Raw genomic sequence first — 20,451 nt, forward strand, 5'->3', positions numbered from 1 at the left:
ACGAACCCGACCATGTCCTTTGTCTCGACCCCGCCGCTGTCGCGGCCGTCCGAAACGCCGGCGCCGCCAATCGCGAACGATGCGTTCTACCCGGACGTGTCGCTGGAGCACGCACGCGACACGATGCGCCTCGACGGAACCGTGACCGACGCGCGCCTGCGGCACGAGCTGCTCGCGGCGATCGCCAGCGTCAACGACGAGCTGCGCGCCGCTCGCTCGGCGTGGCGCGAAGCCGGCATCACACGGCTCGCCGACGTGCCGGCTGACCAGCTCGACGGCGAGAGCGTGCTGCTGCAGCACTACCGGCGCGCCGTGTACTGCCTGGCGAAGGCGACGCTGATCGAGCGGTATCGCGACTACGACACGACTGCCGACGGCGCGCGCCGCGCCGACGAGCTCGAGCCGCAGAGCGACGAGCTGCGTCGCGACGCACGCTGGGCGATCAGCGACATCGTTGGCCGACCGCGTGTGACCGTGGAGCTCATCTGATGCGAGCGATGTTCCGAATCCGTCGCCTCGCGCAGGACCGCGTCGTCGACGGCCGACGCATCGCCGCGCCGTTTCAGGTTCAGCGCCGCGTCGCGTGGCTGTTCTGGCGAGAAATCGCCGTGTGCCGAGACTGCGAGACCGCCGCCCTGATCCTGCACAGCGCAGCGCGCGCACGCCGTCTGGCGTCACTGAAGCCGCTGCTCGTCGCGCGTTACGACGCCAACGGCAGGGAGCTGTCCTGATGTGGGTGCGCGCGCTTCAGGGCGAAACCGTCGACGCACTGTGCTGGCGCGCGCTCGGCCGCACGCGCGGCGTCGTCGAAGCGGTGCTCGACCTCAACCGGGATCTCGCGCAGTACGGCCCGATCCTGCCTCATGGGCTGCTCGTCGAGCTGCCCGATGAAGTACCGCAAGCGGCGCAATCCGGCGCCGAGCGGCTCCAGTTATGGGACTGAGAATGGCTGAACCTATTTCCACGTCGTCCGCGACGGTGGCGGCGCTCGGCGTCGCGACGCTGTCGCTGTTTCCGGGCGTCGACGCCAACGTCGTCATGGGCGCCTTCGCCGGCTCGCTGCTGTTCGTGATGACATCGGCCGATCCGTCGATCCCGAAGCGCGTCGCCTTCTTCGTGATCTCGTTCGTCGCCGGGTGCCTGACGGCCGAGCTCTTCGCGGCTGGCCTCGACGCCGTGCTGCCCGCGCGCATCGACGTCCACGCCGGCATCGGCGCGCTGATCGCCTCGGCGCTCGTCGTGAAATTGCTGCTGTGGCTGATCGCGCAGGCCGACGCGCCCGACCGGTTGCTGAACGTGTTCAAGGGGAGGGAAAAGTGATGCTCACCGCCGTCTACGTGCTGCTATGCGCCGCGCTTGCGCTGCGTCTGGTGATCTTTCGCCGGCGCGGGAGCGCTCACCGACCGCTCGCTTCGTGCCTGGCCTACGCACTGGCGGTGGCCGCCGGCGCCGCGCCGATCCGCGCCGCGTTCGGCGCGCTGCCGCCGGCGGATCTGGCGGACACCGTCCTCGTCGGCGTCCTGTGCCTGGCCGTGTACGGCGTACGCGGCAACGTCGTCGAACTGTTCCACCGCGGCAATCCGCGCGACTCGCTGATCGCGCGCGTGCTGCAGTTCAAACCGCGGGGGCGCCATGTATAAGACCCTTCGCCTCGGCGACCGCGGCGCCGACGTCGCCTACCTGCAGCGTCAGCTCGTCGCCGCCGGCGCGCGCATCGACGCCGACGCGATCTACGGCAGCGCAACGCGCGGCGCCGTGGTCGCGTTTCAGGCGTCGCACGGCCTGGTCGCCGACGGCATCGCCGGCCCGAAGACGTGGGCGACACTGGTAGCCGGCCGGCGCGATCCGCGGCACCTGACTGATGCGGATCTGCAGCGCGCGGCCGATCGGCTGAAGGTCGATCTCGCGGCCGTGCGCGCAGTCAATGAAGTCGAGTCGCGCGGCGCCGGCTTTCTGCCGGACGGCCGTCCCGTGATCCTGTTCGAGCGGCACATCATGTATCGGCAGCTCGCGGCCGCCGGCCTGGACGCCGACGCGCTCGCGGCGAAGTATCCGGGCGTCGTCAACCCGAAGCCCGGTGGCTACGCCGGCGGCACGGCGGAATACGCGCGCCTGGCGACCGCGTCGCAAATTTCCGCCGCGTGCGCACTCGAAGCGGCGAGCTGGGGCGGGTTCCAAATCATGGGCTTTCACTGGAACCTGCTCGGCTATCCGGACGTGTTCTCGTTCGTCGAGGCGATGAAGGTCAGCGAAGCCGAGCACCTCGAGGCGTTCGTGCGCTTCATCCTCGCCGACAAGGCGCTGCTCGCCGCGTTGCGCGGTCTGAAATGGGCGAAGTTCGCCGAGCTGTACAACGGCCGCGATTACGCCGATCACCTGTACGACGTGAAGCTCGAACGGGCGTTCGCTCGCTACAGCCGGGTGGCCGCATGACCATCAGCACCCGCCTCTTCGTCGCCGGCGCGATCGCGCTCGCCGGCGCGGCCGCCGTCATCGCTATCCAGCATGCCCGCCTGATCAGCGCCGGCCAGCGCGTCGACGCGCTGGAACGCGACGTGCGTAATCGGACAGCCGAGCGCGACGCGGCGCGCCGCGACGTCAAGGTCGTCACGCAGTACGTTGACCGTGTCCAGGTCGTCCGCGAGAAGGGCGACACCATCGTCAAGGAGGTTCCGGTTTATGTGGACCGCGAAGCGGATCGTGCCTGCGTTGTTCCTGTCGGCTTTGTGCGCGTGCACGACGCAGCAGCCACCAACGTGCCGGTGGGCAATCCCGGAAGCGCTGATGCGGCCGCCGCGGGCGTTACGCTCTCTGCCGTCGCCGCAACCGTCGCCGGCAACTACACCACCTGCCACGAAAACGCCGAGCAGCTGATCGCGCTGCAGGCGCGCGTGCGCGACATCGAGCAGGAGGCGCCGTGAATAAACCGAACAGCCTGCGCGCGGCGCTCACGGCCGCCCTGCCCGAGTTCGCCCGCGATCCGGACCGGCTGCACATCTTCATCGAACACGGGTCGATTGCCGTCACCGCGGCGAACTCGCTGTCGTTCGAGTATGCGTACACGCTGGACATCGTCGTAACCGACTACGCGGGCCACTCGGATCACCTGATGGTGCCGATCATTGCCTGGCTGAAGATCCACCAGCCCGAGCTGTTGCTGAACCGCGACCTCTGCCGCGACGGGTTCAAGTTCCAGGCCGAGCTGCTCGACAACGGGAAATCCGACGTCGAGATCCTGCTGAAGCTGACCGAGCGCGTCGGTGTTACCGAGCGACCGGACGGCTACGAGATTCGGCACTTCGGCGAGCCGCCGATCGCGGGGACGTGATGGCCGATCGTCTGTCCCGCGTCGAGGAATGGGCCTCGGCCTTGCTCGGCCAGCTCACGAGCGCGCAGCGTGCGCGCTTGGCGAAAGAACTTGCGGAGGAACTGCGCCGGCGCCAGTCGCGCCGCATCGCCGAAGCGCGCAACCCGGACGGCAGCCGCTATGCGCCGCGCAAGCCGCAGGCGCGGCGCAAGAAAGGCCGCATCCGGCGCGCAATGTTCGCGAAGCTGCGCACCGCCCGCTTCCTCAAGACCACCTCGAGCGCCGACGCGTCGGTGCTGCATTTCACGCGCGACGTCGAGCGCATCGCACGCGTGCATCAGGAGGGCCTGCGCGATCGGGTGCAGCGCGACGGTCCGATCGTGCAATATCCAGCGCGCGAGTTGCTCGGTCTTGCCGACGCAGATGTGGCACGGATTACGGACGTCGTCCTCGACTTTCTGTCGCGATAGCCCGCGCCCGACCGGTCTGGTGCTGGGTTCGAGTTGTGCGCGTGCCGTGTACAACCATTTCCGCGTGATCCTCTCCCGCGCGCGCGGCATCCTTGCCGCATGGATGATTTTGCTGACCTGAACCGCCGCCTCGAAAGCCTGCTGCGCGAGGGCACCGTGATCGACGTCGACCATGATGCCCGCCGCGTGCGCGTGGAATCCGGCGGCCTGCAAACCGATTGGATCCGCTGGCTCGCGCAGCGAACCGGCGCCAGCGTCGAATGGGATCCGCCATCGATCGGCGAGCCCGGTCTGCTGCTTTGCCCGTCGGGCGAGCCGACGACCGGCCTATTCCTGCCCGGCGTGTACTGCGACGGTCACGACGCGCCGAGCTCGAACCCGAACGAACATGTGCGCGTCTATGCGGATGGCGCCCGCGTCGCGTACGACGCTCAGACCGGCCATCTCACTGTGACCGGCATCAAGACCGCAACGGTCCAGGGCAGCGGCACGCTCACGTTCGACATGCCGAAGGTCGTCTTCACCGGTGACGTGACGATCGAGGGCGCGGGCACCGTCATGAAGCTGCTGTCGTACATGGCCGGCCTCGCGGGCGAAGGCGGCGACGTCGGCACTGTCCTGCGCGGCAACATCACGCACGAAGGCGGCACGCTGCGTTCGAACGGCGTGTCGGTCGACCAACACGATCACGTCGATTCGATGGGCGGCACCACGTCGAAGGGGCACGGATGATCGGCATGAACGCACGCACCGGCCGCACGGTCGCGAATCAGGCGCACATCGAACAATCCGCCGCCGACATTCTGTTCACGCCGCTGGGCACGCGCGTCATGCGCCGCGACTACGGGTCGCTGCTTCCCGAGCTGATCGACGGCCCCATCAATCCGCTCATGCGCATGCGTGTGATGGCCGCGTCCGTCATGGCGCTGGCCCGCTGGGAACCACGCATTCAGGTCAATCAAGTGGATTTCGCAAGCACCGGCATCGACGGCGGCGCCGTGCTTGAGGTGCACGGCGAGCGCACGGACGGCCCGCGCGCCGGCACGCCCTTCTCCATGCGTCTGCCGACGATGGGCGGTCGCGCCACCGGGCGAGGCACGGCATGAGAACCACCCCGATCGATCTGTCGCAGCTGCCGGCGCCGGACATCGTCGAGGAGCTCGACTACGAAACCATCCTCGCCGAGAAGAAGGCCCGGCTCATTTCCCTGTACCCGAAGGAACAGCAGGACGAGATCGCGGCCGCGCTCGAGCTCGAATCCGAGCCGATGGTCAAACTGCTGCAGGAAGGCGCATACGAAAAAATGCTGCTGCTCGCGCTGGTGAACGAGAAGGCGCGCGGCTTGCTGCTCGCGTACGCGAAGCGCACGACGCTGGAGCACATCGGCGCGCTGTTCGATGTCGAACGTCTGCTGATCTCGGCCGGCGACCCGGACAACGGCATCGATCCGGTCTACGAGGACGACGACAGCCTGCGCGAGCGCATCCAGCTCGCGCCGCGCGGCTTTTCGGTAGCCGGCCCCGACGATGCGTACGTGTTCCACGCACGCGCGGCGGATGGGCGTGTGAAGGCGGCAACCGCCTACAGCCCGTCGCCGTGCGTGATGATCGTCACGATCCTATCGCGCGAAGGCGACGGCACGGCCAGCGAGGAACTGCTCGGCATCGTCCGGAAGAACCTCGAAAAGAAGCGCCCGCAGGCCGACGAGGTCATTGTCCAGAGCGCGAAGATCGTGCCGTACGCGATCCGCGCGACGCTGCGCTTCTTCAACGGACCGGACCGCGCCGTTGCGATCGCTGCGTCGCGGAAGAACGCCCAGCAGTTCGCAGATGCCATGCACCGTCCTGGTTCCGAGATCACGCTGGACGGCCTGTATGCATCAATGCGCGTGGCCGGCGTCCAGAAGGTGCTGCTCGACACGCCGGCCAACGGCGTGCCGATCGCGATCGACGAGGCGCCGTACTGCACCGGTATCGAGCTGATCGACGGCGGGGTAGCCGATGAATAAACCGACCCGTTCACTGTTGCCGCCGAACGCGACGGCGCTCGAGCGACGCCTGGCCGAAGCCAATGCGGACCTGCTCGACATCCCGGTCGAGCTCGACACGCTGATGGACCCGGACCGGATCCCGCTGCGCTCTCTGCCGTGGCTCGCGTGGCACATGGGCGTGGACACGTGGCGCGACGAATGGCCCGAGCAGGTAAAGCGCGCGCGCGTGAAGTCGGCCATCCGCATCGCGCGCAAAAAGGGCACGGCCGATGCCGTGCGCGAAGTCTGCGCGTCGTTCGGCGCGAACGTCGTGATGCGCGAATGGTTCGAGATGACGCCGCGCGGCGTGCCGGGCACGTTCGAGATCGTGATGACGGTAGGCAGTCGTGAAGGCGTGCCGGCCACCGCGCAGTACGTCGCCGACATTCGCGCCGAAGTCGATCGGGCGAAGCGGGGAACCGCGCACTACATCTTCAAGCAAGGCTACAGCGCGATCGGCACGCAGCACGTCGGCGCGGGTGCACGCGCCGCGGTCTATCGCCGGCTGTCCCTCTCGGAAACCTGAACATGGCTGGAAACCTCATCAACATTACCGACGCCGGACGCGCGGCGCTCGTCGCAGCTGGCAATACCGGCACGGTTGCCCGCCGCGTGACCGAAGTCGGTCTCGGCACCGCGGCATTCACCTTCGACAAGGGCATGAAAACCATGCCCGCCGAGCGCAAACGCGTGACCACGTTCGGCGGCGAAAACGTCGCGCCCGATACAGTGCATGTCGTCATCCAGGACGACACCGACGATCAGTATTCGCTGTTCGCGTACGGTCTGTACCTCGACAACGGTGTGCTCTTCGGCGTCTACGTTCAGGACACGCCCATTCTGGAAAAGTCTCCGGCGGCGATGATGCTGCTTGCGAGCGACATCGTATTCAAGTCGATCGACGCATCGCAGCTCCAGTTCGGCCCCGCCACGTTCCTGAACCCACCGGCGACGATGGACCGCAAGGGCGTCGTCGAGCTCGCGACGACGGAAGAGGTCGCCGCAGGCACTGACGCGACGCGCGCCGTGACGCCGGCTACGCTCAAGCCACGGCTCGACGCGAAGGCCAATCTTTCGGGCGCAGACTTCACGGGCCGCGTCAGCACACGGGACGTCGTGCATCTCGCGTCGGCACCGGGCGGAACCGGCGCGATTCTCGGCGCCGGCAATGGTGATGGTGCATCCGCCTCGATGACCAACGTCGCGTTGCGTTCGTGGTATGGAATCGGGTTCGCGCCGACGATCGACGGCATGCCCGTACCGCGAACGGAATTTTCGCACTGGTTCGATACGCGTACCGGCAATACCGGCTTTCGCGGCACGCTCGACGTCGGCGGCCTCATCACGGCGCAAACGCCGCCATCGGGCGACGCATCGAAGCGCGTGCCAACGACCGAATGGGTTGTCGCGGCGATCGCGTCGGCCGGCATCGGCACGATCGTGTTCGAGCCGCGCACCAGCGTGCGCGCCGGCTTTCTGAAGTTGAACGGCGCGCTCGTCAATCGCAGCGACTATCCCGCGCTGTGGGCGTACGCACAGGCGAGCGGCGCGCTCGTCGCCGAGTCGGCGTGGGGGCAGAACAATTGGGGGTGTTTCTCGACGGGCGACGGCGCGACGACGTTCCGTCTGCCCGAGCTGCGCGGCGAATTCTTGCGCTGCTGGGACGACGGCCGCGGCGCGGATTCTGCGCGCGGGATTGGCACTTTCCAGAGCTTCCAGAACGCATGGCACGCGCACGGGGCATCGTCGGCAGCCGTCGGCGACCATACGCACGGCGCCTGGACGGACGCGCAAGGCTGGCATGGCCACCACGGCTGGACGGGCGGCGGTGGCGGACACAATCACAACAACGGGATCTTCAGCCGCCTGCTTCGGCCGCCTTACGGTGGGTCGCTGACAGGTTCCGACCAGGCCGGTAGCGGCTCCGAGCAGGCGGTCGGTGCAGGCGATTCGGCCGACATCGCGTGGTCCGGCGATCACGCACACGAGTTCAATACCGAAGGCTCCGGCACGCATGGCCACAACGTCGGAATCGGCGGCGCCGGCGCACACGCGCATGCCATTACCGTGAATGGGGACGGCGGCAACGAGGCCCGTCCCCGGAACATCGCCATGCTCGCCATGATTCGCGCTTACTGAAACGACACTATGCTTATCCATCAATACGACGCCGAAACCGGACAGTACATCTCCAGCCACCTCGCCGACGTGGATCCGAAGAATCCGAATCGCTGGCTCGTGCCAGCGTTCAGTACGCTCGATCCACTGCCGGAGCGCACGCCGCGCACCTGGCCGTTTTACCGTAACGGTGCGTGGGCGCTCCTGCCTGATCACCGCGGGCAAGTTCTGTATCGACAGGACACCGGCGAGCCGGCCGAAATCCTTGCCGCGGGCACGACGCCGGAAGCACAGGGGCTCACCGAAATCCCGCGCCCGTCGCCCGAGCACGTGTGGCGCGACGGCGGCTGGGTCATCGATCCGGCGCTCGTCGCGCAACGAGCACGGGAAGCAGCGATGGTCGAGTTCGAATCGCGCATGGCGCGCGCGCGTCAGATGAACGCCGGCAAGGCAGACGCGTATGCGGCAGGACTGTTGTCGATGGAGGAGGTGTATTACTTCCGCGCATGGTCCGCCTATCAGCTCGATCTGGTGCGCGCGATTCAGTCGGACGGCTTCCCCGACACCGTGCATTGGCCCGACGATCCGGTTCCCTTCGAAGTCGCGTGCGAACCGGCGCTTGCGGAATTCGAGGCGCGAATGGCGAAGGCAAAGAGCTTTATCGACGGGAAAGCCGACGCGTATGCGGCAGGCGAGCTGTCGGACGAAGAGCAGTACAACTATCGCGCATGGTCTGCGTATGCCGATCGGCTCACGCATACGCTGAATCGCGAAACGTTCCCGAATGTGGTGTGGCCGAAGGAGCCGGCGCCGTATGTTGCGCCGTCGGTGCCGAGTGCGACTGCTGATGATGAAGGCGTAGCGTAAGCGCTCTGAAAGAGAGGCAGTCGGCGAGTGACGCCCCAAGTCGTTATTTGCCGTTCTTCTCCCACAAGCTTGCCCAGGCACGCATCTCTTCGAGATTTACGCAAACATCGCGCAGCACGCCGTCGGCTCCCCCGGGATGCAACTGATGCTTGCGCACACTGTAGAAGTCTTTGGCGAGGGAAACAATTTTTGTCGTTCGTTCAAAGCAGTAGCCGCAGTGAAGACGCATGCGGCTATGCAGTACCTCAAGCTGAGCCAAAGCGAAAGGATTCGGCTCTGCCAACTCATTGTTGCGAAAAACATTTTCCATTTCGTTTGCGATTTCACGGATAACTTTCGATGTTTTCATTTCCCCTTCCGTTTATTGCGGAACGCTAAGTTTGTGGCCAAATAGCAGGCAATGTCACGGCACGTCGAGCCGACAGTGATTGTACGTTTCGTTAAGGCTCAGCGCATATGTGTCTTAATTCGCAATCGTTTTACGGATACGTTTTTTTAAACTTTCGATCCCTTTATCTAACGACGACGTCACCACGCAGTAACAACCGCCGCTGGGAGCACATCCAGACTTGCCAGATGGTCAATCGAAGCGCGTGCCCCATACAGGACATCCGTTGCGGAAGCTGTAACCGAAAACTCAGAGCCGGCGAGTACATCCGGCTCACCATCAAATGCCCGCGCTGTCGGGCCATGAACGTCTTGAGGGCCGAGCGCCCCTTACCCGCAGGCCACCGAGCCTCCGATACGAGGGAATCGCCCCATGCAACACCCCATCTTCGCTGACTTGATCAACCGCATTCATCTGGCCGACGCACTGAGCGTGCTGCGCGCGTTGCCCGACGGCTGTATCGACCTGACCTTCACGGATCCGCCCTACTCGTCCGGCGGCACGACGAGCGCGTCGCGCAGCCAGGCGCCGTCGAGCAAGTACATCGGCGGCGACGTGAAGACCGTCTACCCTGAATTCCAGCACGACAGCAAGGATCAACGGTCGTGGACGTTCTGGTGCATGACGTGGCTCGCCGAGGTCTACCGCGTCAGTCGCAACGAAGCGCACCTCGTCTGCTTCGTCGACTGGCGCCAGTTACCGAGCCTCACCGATGCAATCCAGGCGGCCGGCTTCACGTGGCGCGGCGTCGCTGTGTGGGACAAGACGAGCGGCCGTGCGCGGCCGCGCGCCGGCGGCTTCGCGCAGCAGGCCGAATTCCTGGTCTGGGCGACGAAGGGCGCCGTGCGCCGCGCCGACGTGTACCTGCCCGGCGTGTTCTCAGAACGCCTCGCGCACCCGAAGCGTCACATGACCGAAAAGCCCGCGCAGCTCGCGCGCGAAGTCGTGCGCTTGGCGCCGGCCGGGGGCGTCGTCCTGGACCCGTTCGCCGGGTCCGGGACGTTCCTCGATGCTGCGAAGCAGGCCGGCTTGAACTGGATCGGCTGCGAGCTCGAGCCGGCCTACCATCAGGTGGCAACGGCCCGCGTGGCCGGGCTCGGCACTCCGGGCGTCGCGGCGTAGCGACGTTTCGCGGCGGTTTCGGTTGTACCCGGCCGCTGCACAACCAAGCGCGCGTGATCTGCGCGCGCGCGAGCGGCAATCTTTCGGGAGGCTCACTTCCGGGAGAAACGCATGCCTTCTGATTACCACCACGGCGTACGCGTCATTGAGATCAATGAGGGTACGCGCCCCATCCGCACGGTCAGCACGGCCGTCATCGGCCTGGTCAGCACGGCCGACGACGCCGATGCGGCCACCTTCCCCGAAAACCGTCCCGTTCTTATCACCGACGTGCAGGCAGCGATTAGCAAGGCAGGCACGAAGGGCACGCTCGCGCGTTCGCTCGATGCGATCGCCGCGCAGACGTCCCCGCTGATCGTCGCGGTGCGTGTGCCAACCGGCAAGGATGCGGATACCACCACCACCAACGTGATCGGCACGACCACCGCGGACGGCCAGTACACCGGTATGAAGGCGCTGCTCGCCGCGAAGAGCCGCCTCGGCGTGAAGCCGCGCGTGCTCGGTTGTCCAGGCCTCGACACCCTGCCCGTCGCCTCCGAGCTTGCGACGATCGCGCAGAAGCTGCGCGGCTTCGGCTACATCAGCGCGTTCGGCGCACAGACGAAGGAGGAAGCGACCGCCTACCGCGCGAACTTCGGCCAGCGTGAGCTGATGACGATCTGGCCGGATTTCGTGAACTGGAACACCACGACCAACGCCGAGGACATCACGTGGGCAACGGCGCGCGCGCTCGGCATGCGCGCGAAGATCGACGAAGAGATCGGCTGGCACAAGACGATCTCGAACGTCGTGGTCAACGGCGTCACGGGCATCAGCCGCGACGTGTTCTGGGACCTGCAGGACCCGAACACCGACGCGGGCTACCTGAACAGCCACGAAGTGACCACGCTGGTGAACGCGGACGGTTACCGTCTATGGGGATCGCGCACCTGTTCCGAGGACAAGCTGTGGGCGTTCGAGAACTATGTGCGCAGCGCGCAGGTGATCGCCGACACGATGGCCGAGGCGCACATGTGGGCCGTCGACCAGCCGATGAGCCGCACGCTGATGCGCGACATCGTCGACGGCGTGAATGCGAAGTTCCGCGCGTGGAAGACCGCCGGCTACCTGATCGACGGCGAATGCTGGTTCGATCCGGGCGCGAACGACAAGGATTCGCTCAAGGCCGGCTTGGGCTTCATCGACTACGACTTCTGCCCTGCCCCGCCGCTCGAAGACCTGACGTTCCGCCAGCGCATCACCGACCGCTATCTGGTCAAGTTCGCGCAAAGCATCGCGGTCTGATCGCTCGACACTCACCATAGGGAAATGCAATGGCTCTGCCATCCAAACTGAAGAACTTCAACGTCTTCGAAGACGGCACCTCGTTCGTCGGGGAAGTCACCGAAATCCAGCTGCCGAAGCTCACGCGCAAGATGGAGGCGTATCGCGGCGGCGGCATGAACGCCGAGGTCGACATCGATCTCGGCATGGAGAAGATGGAACTCGGCCTGACGATGGGCGGCTTCATGAAGGAGATGTTCAAGACGTGGGGCACGTCGAAGGTCGACGGCGTCACCGTACGTTTCGCTGGCTCCTATCAGCGCGACGACACCGAGGATGTCGACGCGGTCGAGGTGTATGTGCGCGGCCGCTACAAGGAAATCGACCCCGGCAAGGCCAAGGCCGGCGACAACGCCGACCAGACCGGCACGATGTCGCTGTCGTATTACCGGCTCATCTGCAACGGCGAGACGCTGATCGAGATCGACGTCCCGAACTTCGTCGAGATCGTCGGCGGCGTCGATCGTCTCGCACAGCAGCGCCGCGCCATCGGCCTGTAACCCCCTTACCCCTACCCTCAGAGGAACCATACGATGCAATCGAAGCAATCCGCCATCATCACGCTCGACACACCGATCAAGCGCGGCGAGCAGGAAATCACCGCTGTCACGCTGAACAAGCCGCTCGCGGGCGCGCTGCGCGGCGTCGCGCTCACCGACGTGCTGCAGCTGGACGTGATCGCGTTGTCGAAGGTGCTGCCGCGCATCAGCGATCCCGTTCTGACCACGCAGGACGTGCTACGCCTGGACCCTGCGGACCTCGTCCAGCTCGGCACCGAGGTAGCCGGTTTTTTGGTGCCGAACTCGTCGAAGGCGGACGCCTCCCTCGAACCGTCGACGACGTGATGGCCGATATCGCGCTCGTGTTCCACTGGTCGCCCGACGCGATGGCCGCCATGCCGTTGTCTGAGCTGATGGACTGGCGCGAACGCGCGCGCGAGCGCTACGAGCGAGGCGACGAATGAGCGACCGTTCGCTTCGTCTGGAAGTGGTACTGAAGGCGCTCGACCAGGCGAGCCGCCCGATTCGCGAGATCACCGGCCGCAACCGCACGCTGGTGAAAGACCTGCGCGACACCCGCGCGCGCCTGAAGGAGCTGAGCGACACGCAGCGGCGTATCGGCGAGTTCCGCGAGATGCGCACGGGCCTCGCGAACACATCGGCGAAGCTCGCCGATGCGCAGAAGAAGGTGAAGGAACTCGCGAAGTCGCTGCATGCGTACGGGCCGCCGTCGCAGCAGATGATTGCCGAGCTGGCGAAGGCGCGGCAAGCGTCGTCGAGGCTCGGTATCGCGTTCAAGAAGCAATCGGCGGGCGTTGACGAGCTGCGCAATCGGCTCGTGCGCGCCGGCGTCGACACGAGCAAGCTCTCCCAGCACGAGCGCACTCTGCGGAACGACATCGCCGCAACCACCAACGCCATCGATGCGCAGACGCGCCGTCTCGACGCGCTGAACCACCGTCAGCAGCGCATCGCGGCCGCGCGCACGAAGATGGGCGCCATGCGTGGCGCTGCGGCCGAGATGGCAATTGGCGGATATGCCGCGCGCTCGACCGGTCAGCACATCCTCGACGATCTGCGCGAGCCGCTGGCCGAGGCGAAGAAAATCCAGAACGAGCGCGGCCGCATTCAGGGGCTCGGTCTCGGCGATCACGCGACGCAGGACGCCGAGCGCTACGTGCGGGGAATGAAAACGCCGGGCGTCGCGATCGCGGACAACATGACGCTGATGCGCGACGCGATGTCGATCTTCGCGGACGAGCATCACGCGCAGATGGTGATGCCGACGCTCGCGAAGATGAAGTTCGCGAACGAGGCGATGTTCGGCGCCGGCCAGGGGCACGAAAACGAAGAGAAGTTCATGAACATGCTGAAGGTGATCGAGCTGCGCGGCGGCACGAAATCCGAGGCAGCGTTCATCAAAGAAGCGAACATGGTTCAGCAGGTGCTGACCGCGACCGGTGGGCGCGTCGGCGGCGACGAATGGCGAAACTTCATCCAGACCGGCAAGGTCGCGGCGAAGCAGATGCGCCAGGACGCGTTCTACTACCAGATGGAGCCGCTGATTCAGGAAATGGGCGGGCATGCGGCTGGCACCGGTGTGCAGGCGGCGTACAGCAACCTGATGCAGGGCAAGACCACCGTGCGCGCCGCGAAGCGCCTGGTCGAACTGGGCCTCGTCGACAAGAAGTCGGTCGAATACAACACCATCGGCAACGTGAAGCGCATCAAGCCCGGTGCGCTGATCCAGGGGGAGCTGTTCAACGCGTCGCCGTTCGAGTGGATGGAGAAGGTGCTGCTGCCGAAGCTGAAAGCCAAGGGCATCACGTCGGACGCCAAGATTCTGGAGGAATTCTCCACGATCATGACGAACGGCAACGGCGCAAATCTGTTCGCGACGATGTACATGCAGCGTGAGCAGATTCACAAAAACGAGAAGCTGAACCGCGGCGCGTACGGGATCGACCAGTTGCACGCGCTCGGGCAGAAGCAAACCGAAGGGCGCGAGCTGATTGCGCTGGAGAAGGTGCGCAACCTGCGCACCGTCATCGGCGAGCAGGTATTGCCCGTGTACAACCGCGCGCTCGAGCTGACGACGACCGTGCTCGAGCGACTGCTCGGCTTCGCGAAGCAGTATCCCAACTTCACGCGCGCGGTCGCGATCGGCGCGGCCGGGCTCGGCGTGCTGTTAGCCGTGCTCGGCACGTTGACGATCGCGCTCGCCGGCATCCTCGGGCCGCTCGCAATCGTGCGCTTCAGCATGTCGATGCTCGGCATCCAGGGCGGCGTCCTGGCGCGCGCGCTCGGCGCCGGCGCTGGCGCGCTGCGGCGCTTCTCCGGCGCCGCGACCGGCGCTGCCTCGGGCGTCGCCGCTGCTGGCACCGGTGCGCGCGGCGCGGCGACACGCATCCGTGCGGCGCTGTCGAGCGCCTGGGTCGCTTCGTCTCCCCGAGCTGCAGCGGCGTCGCTGCGCGCCTACGTCGCGTCGCTCGCACAGCGGGTGCCAGCCGCCTGTCGAGCCGCACGCGCGGCAGTGCGCCAATGGGGCGTATCGGCGGTCGCCGCCATGAAGGATGGCGCAAGCGCTGCGCGCCAGTACACCGCGCAGTTGTGGCGCGCCGTCGCCGCGCAGGCCGCCGCCACGCGCGCGGCCGTAGTGTCGCGCTGGACGATGGCCCGGCAGTACGTCGCGCGCCGCGGCGTGTCGGGCATGGCCGTCGACGGGGCGCACGGCGGTTTCAACCTGGTCAAGGGCGGCACGATGGGCGCGATCAATGGCGTGCGCGCGGCGCTCGGTGGGCTGGCGCAGACGCTGCTATTCGTCGGCCGTGTCGCATTGATGAGCCCGATCGGCCTGGTGATTGCCGGCATCGCGCTCGCCGCGCTTCTCGTCGTCAAATACTGGGAACCGATCAAGGCGTTTTTCTCGGGCTTTTGGCAAGGGCTATCCGAGGGTCTGAAGCCGCTCGCGCCGATCTTCACTCGCGTGCTCGCGATCCTCGGCTCCGCGTTCGAACCGCTCAAGCCCGTATTCAACTGGCTCGTCGAGGCCATGAAAGGAGCGTGGGACTGGATCAAACGGATGTTGGGTCCCGTCGATTCCACCAAGGAAAGCCTCGACAAGGCGACCAGTGCCGGCAAGGGCTTCGGCGCGTGGCTCGCCGACATCATCGTGGTCGCAGCGGATGCCGCCGCACGCTTCGTCGAATTCGGTGCGAACCTGATGTCGGGGCTCGTCAACGGGATCACGAACGGCCTGGGCGCCGTGAAGACTGCGATCCAGGCCGCCGGCGACAGCGTGGTCGGCTGGTTCAAGGAACGGCTCGGCATCCATTCGCCGAGCCGCGTGTTCGCCGCGCTCGGCGGCTGGACAATGGCCGGTCTCGAGCAGGGGCTGCGCAACGGCCTGGACGGGCCGCTCGCGACCGTGCGCGAGCTCGGCAAGCGGATCGTCGCGGCCGGCGCCGGCATCGGCATCACGGGCGCGGCCATCGCCGGCGGCGCACCCCTCACCGTCGACAACCGCCCGCCGTTGACCGCCGCGGCCGTTGCGCGCACGCCAGCGTCGACACCGGCGCCGATCACGATCAACGTGTACGCGTCGCCCGGCATGGACGCGAATGCGCTCGCGCAGAAGGTGCTGCAGCTGATGCGCCAAGAGCAGGCCGCGCAGGCCGCGCGCGATCGGTCGCGCCTGCGCGATCGGGATTGAAGGAGGGATTGTCATGATGATGGCGCTCGGGCTGTTCGTGTTCAGCCTGTCGACGCTGCCCTACCAGGAGCTGAAGCGCCGGCGCGGCTGGCGCTACGCAAGCAACAACCGTGTCGGCCGGAAGCCGGCGCGGCAGTACGTCGGCGAGGACGAGGAAACGATCGTCCTGTCCGGCGTGCTGCTGCCCGAGCTGACCGGCGGCGATCTGTCGCTGTCTGTGCTCGAGGCGATGGCGGACCAGCACACGGCGTGGCCGCTGATCGAGGGCACCGGCCACATCTACGGCATGTTCACGATCGACAACATCGATACGACCCGCACGCTGTTTTTCCCGGACGGCGCCGCGCGCCGCATCGATTTCACGGTCGCGCTCACGCGCAACGACGACATCGACATGCTCGGCATCGTCACCGACGCGATCAAGGAGGCGATCTCGCTATGAACCTCGCCGACCTGCCGGGCGCCGACCTGGTGCAGAAAACCGTCCTGGCCGACGATCGTGTGCCGCGTGCGATCTACTCGATTACGCTGAACGGAAAGGACATCTCGCACAAGTTCGACGGCCGACTGATCTCGATGACGCTGCAGGACAACCGCGGCTTCGAAGCCGACCAGCTCGACATTAGCCTGGACGATTCGGACGGCGCGCTCGAGATTCCGACCCGCGGTGTGAGATTGAAGGTGGCGATCGGTTGGGCCGGTGCCGCAAACGGCCTCGTCGACAAGGGCGAATTCGTCGTCGACGAGGTGCGGCACACCGGCACGCCGGACGTGCTCACGATTCGCGCGCGCAGCGTCGATCTGCGTGCCGGCCTGTCGATCAAGAAGGAGCGATCGTGGCACCGTCAGACCGTCGGCGCGATCGTGCGCGCGATCGCGAGCCAGAACAAGGTGGAGGCGCGCATCAGCAAGGCGCTCGACGGCCAGCTCGTCGACCACATCGACCAGACCGCGGAGTCGGACGCGAACCTGCTGTCGCGCCTGGCGAAAATGTTCGATGCGATCGCGACAGTGAAGAACGGAAAGCTGCTGTTCATCAAGGCCGGTGAGGCGACGACGGCCAGCGGCAAGCCGTTGCCCGCCATCACGATCACGCGCGACGTTGGCGATCGCCACGAGTTCGGCGTTGCCGATCGCGACACGTATTCCGGCGTGCAGGCGTTTTATCTGAACACGCGCACCGCGAAGAAACAGTCAACCACCGTGAAGCGGCGCAGGCGCCGCACCACGAAAAAGAAGCCGCTCGACAAGAGCGGCGACGTGTTGTTCGGCACGGCCGAGAACGTGAAGGTGCTGCGGCACACGTACGCGAACAAGAGCAACGCGACACGCGCGGCGAAGGCGGAATGGGAGAAGCTGCAACGCGGCGTTGCAGAGTTCAGCATCGTGCTCGCGCTCGGCCGGCCGGAGCTGATGACCGAATTACCTGTCACCGTGCGCGGTTACAAACGTGTCATCGACGACTGCAAATGGATCGTCGCGCGCGTTACACATACGCTCGACGGTAACGGCGGATTTACATCGGACCTCGATCTGGAAGTCAAGGCGAGCGAGGTGCCGGAGATCGAATCGGAAGGGGAGTGAGTAGACTGTCGACGCATGCGTGAGTTACCCGCTGCGTCGAAAAAGCCCGCGATCGCGGGCTTCAGTTCGCTGGTGTGTCGGCCCGTTACGCCGGCGTGCAGTCGCGCAACATCGGGCTACCGATCAAGCGACCGCCACCTTCGCACGTCCACGTTACCTTGTTGCCTTTCTCAAGCGCCGCTGCCAATGCCTCGTGTCCTTTGCTCAGGTATGCGTTGACGGGCATGAATTCGTTACTGGTCCGCAGCTTCACCACGATATTATCGAACGCGTCCTTATCGATGCTCTGAATCGTGCCGCTTACCGACAGGGCCTTGCCCTTGTACTTCTGATCTGCAGCGACTTCATTTTTGTCGTACGCAGCGAACAGTGCCGCTGCCGTCACACTGATCGTCTCAACCGGCTTGGATCGCTCGCTGACCGGATTCGATGCGGTGGATCGCTCGCTGACCGGATTCGATACGGTGGATTGCTCCGCAGTCGGCTTCTCACCAAAAATAGCCCCTACCATCCCGATAACGAAAACGACGCCAACGACGATGCCAAGCAGTTTGAGCAGTTTTTTCATAGGTCTCTCGGAAATATAGCGCGCTGCGCTTGTTAGAAATTGGTATAGAAAATCAGCGGCGGACGGCGACGTCAGCCTTTTGCCATGCTGCAACGCCATCCGCGGCAACGCACTGTCGACGTACCCCGACTTGCATAACAATGCTGCCGGGAGAATAGCGATCGCCGCCGTATTCGCAATGCACCGGCTCAGCGGCCTGGACACGTTCGACGACGTCGGTACGATGCCTCTCGACGTAGAAATACGCCCCGGCCGCAGCAACGATCACTGCGATCACCGCAAGCGCCATCGCCCCCCGGCGCGGCCGCTTGCCATTTTGCTGTACGAGAGCGGGGCTCATCGCGGGGGCGGCGAGAGCCGGTGTCACCGCAATCGGGACGGAGGTTTGCGGCTGCGGGACAGGCGACTCGCAGTGCACCGTCGGTGCGGGCGAAGTTGGGTGTTTGATTTTCTGTTGACCGGACGGGGCGGGAGGGTGCCCGAGGTTGCCGTTCCGAATCCAGCTGTCCAGATACTTGATCGCCCGCTCGTACGTGCTACGCGGCATCTGCTCGATGAATTCAAAGCCAAAAACCGTCTTGAGGCGCCGATACACCATCAATTTATCGGTGCCGGTCTTGGCTTCTATCTCGAACGCTCGGCGCGCAATTGCCGCGCGCTGCTTCTCGGTGATGAACTTCGTAGCGTCAGCTTTGGGCTCACCGCCGTGGAAGTGCACGTTGACGCTCGTCTGCGCGCTGTTGCTCTTCACATCCCCGCCGGCAACTTGCCCGATTTCCCCATCGAACTTCTGATTCATTGACTTCCTTTTTTCTCCTACGGCTGGCCTTGCCGTGGTCTACGTTTCACCGTGATCAGCTTTCGCGCTTCTTCTTTCGCCCCGCGCTACCACCCATGTTGATCGAGAACGGCGCTGTCACATCACCCGTGACGTGCTGGCCGATGTTGGCACCCTCGAAGTTTTGGCGAACCTTCGCGGTCTTCGTCGACGCCGACTCGGTCGCGCCCTGTTGCGTCATCCCGGCGATCATGCCGAGAACACCGGCACGCCCCTTCGTGTCCAGCGCGCGATAACCGGCCAACAAAACTTCCTCGTCAGTTCTCAGTGCCGCGGCACTGCGCTGGCCCGTCAGTAGGTACGCCACGTCGACGCCACGCACGGCGATTGCCTCCAGATACGCGGAATCAGGACGCCGCAAACCGCTCTCATAGTTTTGCTGTGCATCCCGTTTAACGCCCCCAGCGGCGGCAAAGTCCGTTTGGTTTAGGCCAAGGCGCTGACGTTCTTCCCGTAGGCGCTCCGCAAATGAGTTCATTCGAATTCACAAAAACGTTGACATGAGGCCAAATGACCGCATACCATTGGTTGTGCAAGGTTAACGAAGGGAAGTATACCGCCATGCTCCGCAAGAAAGCCCCCGTCACACGCTCACCACGTGGCGTGCTGTCCAGCAAGCCCGTATACATGCGGCTGATGCCCGACGAGCGCCGCGCGCTCGAAGAGCTCTCCACGTTCCTGAACCGCTCCACCTCCAGCGTCGCCCGTCTGATCTACCTCGAGGGCGTCGAGCGATACCGTGCCAAAGTTACCGGCCCGGCCGCTCAACTGCACGCAAGTTCTTTTGCCGGGCGTTGAGTCATGCAGCCGCCCGCCCTTATCGAACCCGCGCTTCGTCATGCGCTGCACGGTCCCAAACGTCACGAAGTACAAGCTGCGCTCGGATGGGACGACTCCGAGGTCAGCCGCTTCCTGAGCGGCGGCAAGGGAATCGTCATCGACAAGATCGACACGCTTGTCGCTGCCGTGGGCTTTGTCTGCGTGACGCGCAAATACCTCGACGCTGTCGCGACCTTGGGTGAAGTCGGCATGTTCTGCCAGTGCGCCCGCCAAGGCCGCGGCGAATGCAGCCGCCCGTAGGAGCCCCGAATGAAATTGAAGTGCCATCACTGCGGCAGCCGCGCCGTCATTCGGACCAGCCGCCCGCTGTCCGTCCTGGTCCGGGAGGCGTACTGCCAATGCACCAACATCGAATGCGCGACGACGTACAAGATCCATATTGCCGCCGTCCACACGATCGCGCCGAGCCTCAATCCGAACCCGATGGTCTACCTACCCGTCGGCAAGGTTGACCGGCTACCGCAGGACCCGCGTCAGCTCTCGCTGATCGACGCCTAACCAGTAACCGCAATTCTTGTTTCACACCCATCGCACCCGCCTCGCGCGGGCGCGGGGGACTCCTTTTGCCTGAAATTCTGGAGATACCTCATGCAAACGCCGACTCCCGCTCACGTCACCGCCCTTACCTCGTCGCTCGACTTCGACCAGCGCGTCGCCTACCTGCAGAAGCTCTGTGCGGCTGACGTGCGCGCGGACGTGTTTGTCGCATCCGCTCGCGCACTCGGCTTCGTCGTGTCGTGGGATCCCGCGCGCGGCACGCCGCTGCTCGCCTGGATGCACTGACG

Annotated in this window: 32 protein-coding genes; 28 read left to right on the forward strand and 4 right to left on the reverse strand. The window is 65.4% G+C overall.

Translation table 11 applies throughout. The annotated features are described in order from the left end of the window. The first annotated feature begins 12 nt into the window (after positions 1-12). The 15 genes from BST28156_RS14620 to BST28156_RS14690 all read left to right on the forward strand — a co-directional run bounded on the left by BST28156_RS14620 (position 13) and on the right by BST28156_RS14690 (position 8,791). Positions 13-489 (forward strand): head completion/stabilization protein, encoded by a 477-nt coding sequence (locus BST28156_RS14620; protein WP_048805732.1) that lies wholly within the window; start codon positions 13-15, stop codon positions 487-489. A gap of 8 nt (positions 490-497) precedes the next feature. Next, positions 498-731, forward strand: a complete 234-nt coding sequence (locus BST28156_RS14625; RefSeq protein WP_233622487.1) for a hypothetical protein — start codon at positions 498-500, stop codon at positions 729-731. After that, positions 731-943, forward strand: coding sequence for a tail protein X (locus tag BST28156_RS14630; protein ID WP_048805730.1), 213 nt, complete (start codon positions 731-733; stop codon positions 941-943). The genes BST28156_RS14625 and BST28156_RS14630 overlap by 1 nt, the downstream gene beginning before the upstream one ends. 2 nt (positions 944-945) lie before the next feature. Beyond that, positions 946-1,320, forward strand: a complete 375-nt coding sequence (locus BST28156_RS14635; protein WP_048805729.1) for a putative holin — start codon at positions 946-948, stop codon at positions 1,318-1,320. Next, positions 1,320-1,640 (forward strand): phage holin family protein, encoded by a 321-nt coding sequence (locus tag BST28156_RS14640; RefSeq protein WP_048805728.1) that lies wholly within the window; start codon positions 1,320-1,322, stop codon positions 1,638-1,640. Before BST28156_RS14635 ends, BST28156_RS14640 begins: the two co-directional genes overlap by 1 nt. Continuing rightward, positions 1,633-2,433 (forward strand): N-acetylmuramidase domain-containing protein, encoded by an 801-nt coding sequence (locus BST28156_RS14645; protein ID WP_105848063.1) that lies wholly within the window; start codon positions 1,633-1,635, stop codon positions 2,431-2,433. Before BST28156_RS14640 ends, BST28156_RS14645 begins: the two co-directional genes overlap by 8 nt. After that, complete coding sequence (locus BST28156_RS14650) at positions 2,430-2,921, forward strand: hypothetical protein (RefSeq protein ID WP_174902546.1); 492 nt, start codon at positions 2,430-2,432, stop codon at positions 2,919-2,921. The genes BST28156_RS14645 and BST28156_RS14650 overlap by 4 nt, the downstream gene beginning before the upstream one ends. After that, positions 2,918-3,328: a phage tail protein gene (locus tag BST28156_RS14655; protein WP_043206379.1), complete on the forward strand. Its 411-nt coding sequence runs from the start codon at positions 2,918-2,920 to the stop codon at positions 3,326-3,328. Before BST28156_RS14650 ends, BST28156_RS14655 begins: the two co-directional genes overlap by 4 nt. Further along, positions 3,328-3,777 (forward strand): phage virion morphogenesis protein, encoded by a 450-nt coding sequence (locus tag BST28156_RS14660; protein ID WP_174902547.1) that lies wholly within the window; start codon positions 3,328-3,330, stop codon positions 3,775-3,777. Before BST28156_RS14655 ends, BST28156_RS14660 begins: the two co-directional genes overlap by 1 nt. Before the next feature lie 99 nt (positions 3,778-3,876). Further along, on the forward strand, positions 3,877-4,509 hold the full coding sequence (locus BST28156_RS14665; RefSeq protein WP_043206377.1) for a phage baseplate assembly protein V: 633 nt from the start codon (positions 3,877-3,879) through the stop codon (positions 4,507-4,509). After that, a complete protein-coding gene (locus tag BST28156_RS14670) occupies positions 4,506-4,883 on the forward strand; it encodes a GPW/gp25 family protein (protein WP_043206376.1) in 378 nt (125 codons plus the stop codon). The genes BST28156_RS14665 and BST28156_RS14670 overlap by 4 nt, the downstream gene beginning before the upstream one ends. Beyond that, complete coding sequence (locus tag BST28156_RS14675) at positions 4,880-5,785, forward strand: baseplate J/gp47 family protein (protein WP_035952854.1); 906 nt, start codon at positions 4,880-4,882, stop codon at positions 5,783-5,785. Before BST28156_RS14670 ends, BST28156_RS14675 begins: the two co-directional genes overlap by 4 nt. After that, positions 5,778-6,332, forward strand: coding sequence for a phage tail protein I (locus tag BST28156_RS14680; protein ID WP_174902548.1), 555 nt, complete (start codon positions 5,778-5,780; stop codon positions 6,330-6,332). Before BST28156_RS14675 ends, BST28156_RS14680 begins: the two co-directional genes overlap by 8 nt. A gap of 2 nt (positions 6,333-6,334) precedes the next feature. Beyond that, the gene (locus BST28156_RS14685) at positions 6,335-7,945 is read left to right on the forward strand and encodes a phage tail protein (RefSeq protein ID WP_174902549.1); all 1,611 of its coding nucleotides are present in this window, start codon (positions 6,335-6,337) and stop codon (positions 7,943-7,945) included. Between the two features lie 9 nt (positions 7,946-7,954). After that, positions 7,955-8,791 carry a tail fiber assembly protein gene (locus BST28156_RS14690; RefSeq protein ID WP_174902550.1) on the forward strand — a complete coding sequence of 279 codons (837 nt, stop codon included), beginning with the start codon at positions 7,955-7,957 and terminating at the stop codon, positions 8,789-8,791. Positions 8,792-8,834: 43 nt separating this feature from the next. Here BST28156_RS14690 and BST28156_RS34760 read toward each other — a convergent pair whose 3' ends face one another. Then, positions 8,835-9,140: a hypothetical protein gene (locus BST28156_RS34760; RefSeq protein WP_223852571.1), complete on the reverse strand. Its 306-nt coding sequence runs from the start codon at positions 9,138-9,140 to the stop codon at positions 8,835-8,837. 227 nt (positions 9,141-9,367) lie between these two features. Here BST28156_RS34760 and BST28156_RS14700 point away from each other — a divergent pair, with 227 nt between their 5' ends. From BST28156_RS14700 to BST28156_RS14740, 9 genes are all read left to right on the forward strand, one after another. After that, positions 9,368-9,574: a Com family DNA-binding transcriptional regulator gene (locus tag BST28156_RS14700; protein ID WP_254223976.1), complete on the forward strand. Its 207-nt coding sequence runs from the start codon at positions 9,368-9,370 to the stop codon at positions 9,572-9,574. Next, positions 9,552-10,301: a DNA-methyltransferase gene (locus BST28156_RS14705; RefSeq protein ID WP_174902551.1), complete on the forward strand. Its 750-nt coding sequence runs from the start codon at positions 9,552-9,554 to the stop codon at positions 10,299-10,301. The genes BST28156_RS14700 and BST28156_RS14705 overlap by 23 nt, the downstream gene beginning before the upstream one ends. 111 nt (positions 10,302-10,412) lie before the next feature. After that, a complete protein-coding gene (locus BST28156_RS14710; protein WP_105766733.1) occupies positions 10,413-11,585 on the forward strand; it encodes a phage tail sheath protein in 1,173 nt (390 codons plus the stop codon). Between the two features lie 29 nt (positions 11,586-11,614). Then, on the forward strand, positions 11,615-12,124 hold the full coding sequence (locus BST28156_RS14715; protein WP_105752291.1) for a phage major tail tube protein: 510 nt from the start codon (positions 11,615-11,617) through the stop codon (positions 12,122-12,124). Positions 12,125-12,157: 33 nt separating this feature from the next. Then, positions 12,158-12,469, forward strand: a complete 312-nt coding sequence (locus tag BST28156_RS14720) for a phage tail assembly protein (protein WP_174902552.1) — start codon at positions 12,158-12,160, stop codon at positions 12,467-12,469. Continuing rightward, the gene (locus tag BST28156_RS14725; RefSeq protein WP_012467824.1) at positions 12,469-12,588 is read left to right on the forward strand and encodes a GpE family phage tail protein; all 120 of its coding nucleotides are present in this window, start codon (positions 12,469-12,471) and stop codon (positions 12,586-12,588) included. The genes BST28156_RS14720 and BST28156_RS14725 overlap by 1 nt, the downstream gene beginning before the upstream one ends. Further along, a complete protein-coding gene (locus BST28156_RS14730) occupies positions 12,585-15,836 on the forward strand; it encodes a hypothetical protein (RefSeq protein ID WP_174902553.1) in 3,252 nt (1,083 codons plus the stop codon). Before BST28156_RS14725 ends, BST28156_RS14730 begins: the two co-directional genes overlap by 4 nt. A gap of 13 nt (positions 15,837-15,849) precedes the next feature. Further along, a complete protein-coding gene (locus tag BST28156_RS14735) occupies positions 15,850-16,278 on the forward strand; it encodes a phage tail protein (protein ID WP_006416694.1) in 429 nt (142 codons plus the stop codon). Next, positions 16,275-17,420 carry a phage late control D family protein gene (locus BST28156_RS14740; RefSeq protein WP_174902554.1) on the forward strand — a complete coding sequence of 382 codons (1,146 nt, stop codon included), beginning with the start codon at positions 16,275-16,277 and terminating at the stop codon, positions 17,418-17,420. Before BST28156_RS14735 ends, BST28156_RS14740 begins: the two co-directional genes overlap by 4 nt. An 85-nt stretch (positions 17,421-17,505) precedes the next feature. Here BST28156_RS14740 and BST28156_RS14745 read toward each other — a convergent pair whose 3' ends face one another. From BST28156_RS14745 to BST28156_RS14755, 3 genes are read right to left on the reverse strand one after another with little or no spacing between them, the layout of a single operon-like run. Further along, a complete protein-coding gene (locus BST28156_RS14745; RefSeq protein WP_174902555.1) occupies positions 17,506-17,988 on the reverse strand; it encodes an OB-fold protein in 483 nt (160 codons plus the stop codon). A gap of 52 nt (positions 17,989-18,040) precedes the next feature. Continuing rightward, on the reverse strand, positions 18,041-18,787 hold the full coding sequence (locus tag BST28156_RS14750; protein WP_174902556.1) for an alpha/beta hydrolase: 747 nt from the start codon (positions 18,785-18,787) through the stop codon (positions 18,041-18,043). 55 nt (positions 18,788-18,842) lie between these two features. After that, positions 18,843-19,304 carry a helix-turn-helix domain-containing protein gene (locus tag BST28156_RS14755; protein ID WP_053296753.1) on the reverse strand — a complete coding sequence of 154 codons (462 nt, stop codon included), beginning with the start codon at positions 19,302-19,304 and terminating at the stop codon, positions 18,843-18,845. Between the two features lie 83 nt (positions 19,305-19,387). Here BST28156_RS14755 and BST28156_RS14760 point away from each other — a divergent pair, with 83 nt between their 5' ends. The 4 genes from BST28156_RS14760 (at position 19,388) to BST28156_RS14775 (ending at position 20,449) form a co-directional block, all read left to right on the forward strand. After that, positions 19,388-19,624, forward strand: coding sequence for a hypothetical protein (locus tag BST28156_RS14760; protein ID WP_053296766.1), 237 nt, complete (start codon positions 19,388-19,390; stop codon positions 19,622-19,624). A 3-nt stretch (positions 19,625-19,627) separates the two neighbouring features. Next, complete coding sequence (locus BST28156_RS14765; protein ID WP_006416695.1) at positions 19,628-19,906, forward strand: hypothetical protein; 279 nt, start codon at positions 19,628-19,630, stop codon at positions 19,904-19,906. A gap of 9 nt (positions 19,907-19,915) precedes the next feature. Further along, positions 19,916-20,164 (forward strand): Ogr/Delta-like zinc finger protein, encoded by a 249-nt coding sequence (locus BST28156_RS14770; RefSeq protein ID WP_006401793.1) that lies wholly within the window; start codon positions 19,916-19,918, stop codon positions 20,162-20,164. 90 nt (positions 20,165-20,254) lie between these two features. Then, positions 20,255-20,449, forward strand: coding sequence for a hypothetical protein (locus tag BST28156_RS14775; protein ID WP_105752298.1), 195 nt, complete (start codon positions 20,255-20,257; stop codon positions 20,447-20,449). The last annotated feature ends 2 nt before the right edge of the window (positions 20,450-20,451 follow it).

This window comes from Burkholderia pseudomultivorans, from assembly GCF_902499075.1.
Lineage (GTDB): Bacteria > Pseudomonadota > Gammaproteobacteria > Burkholderiales > Burkholderiaceae > Burkholderia > Burkholderia pseudomultivorans.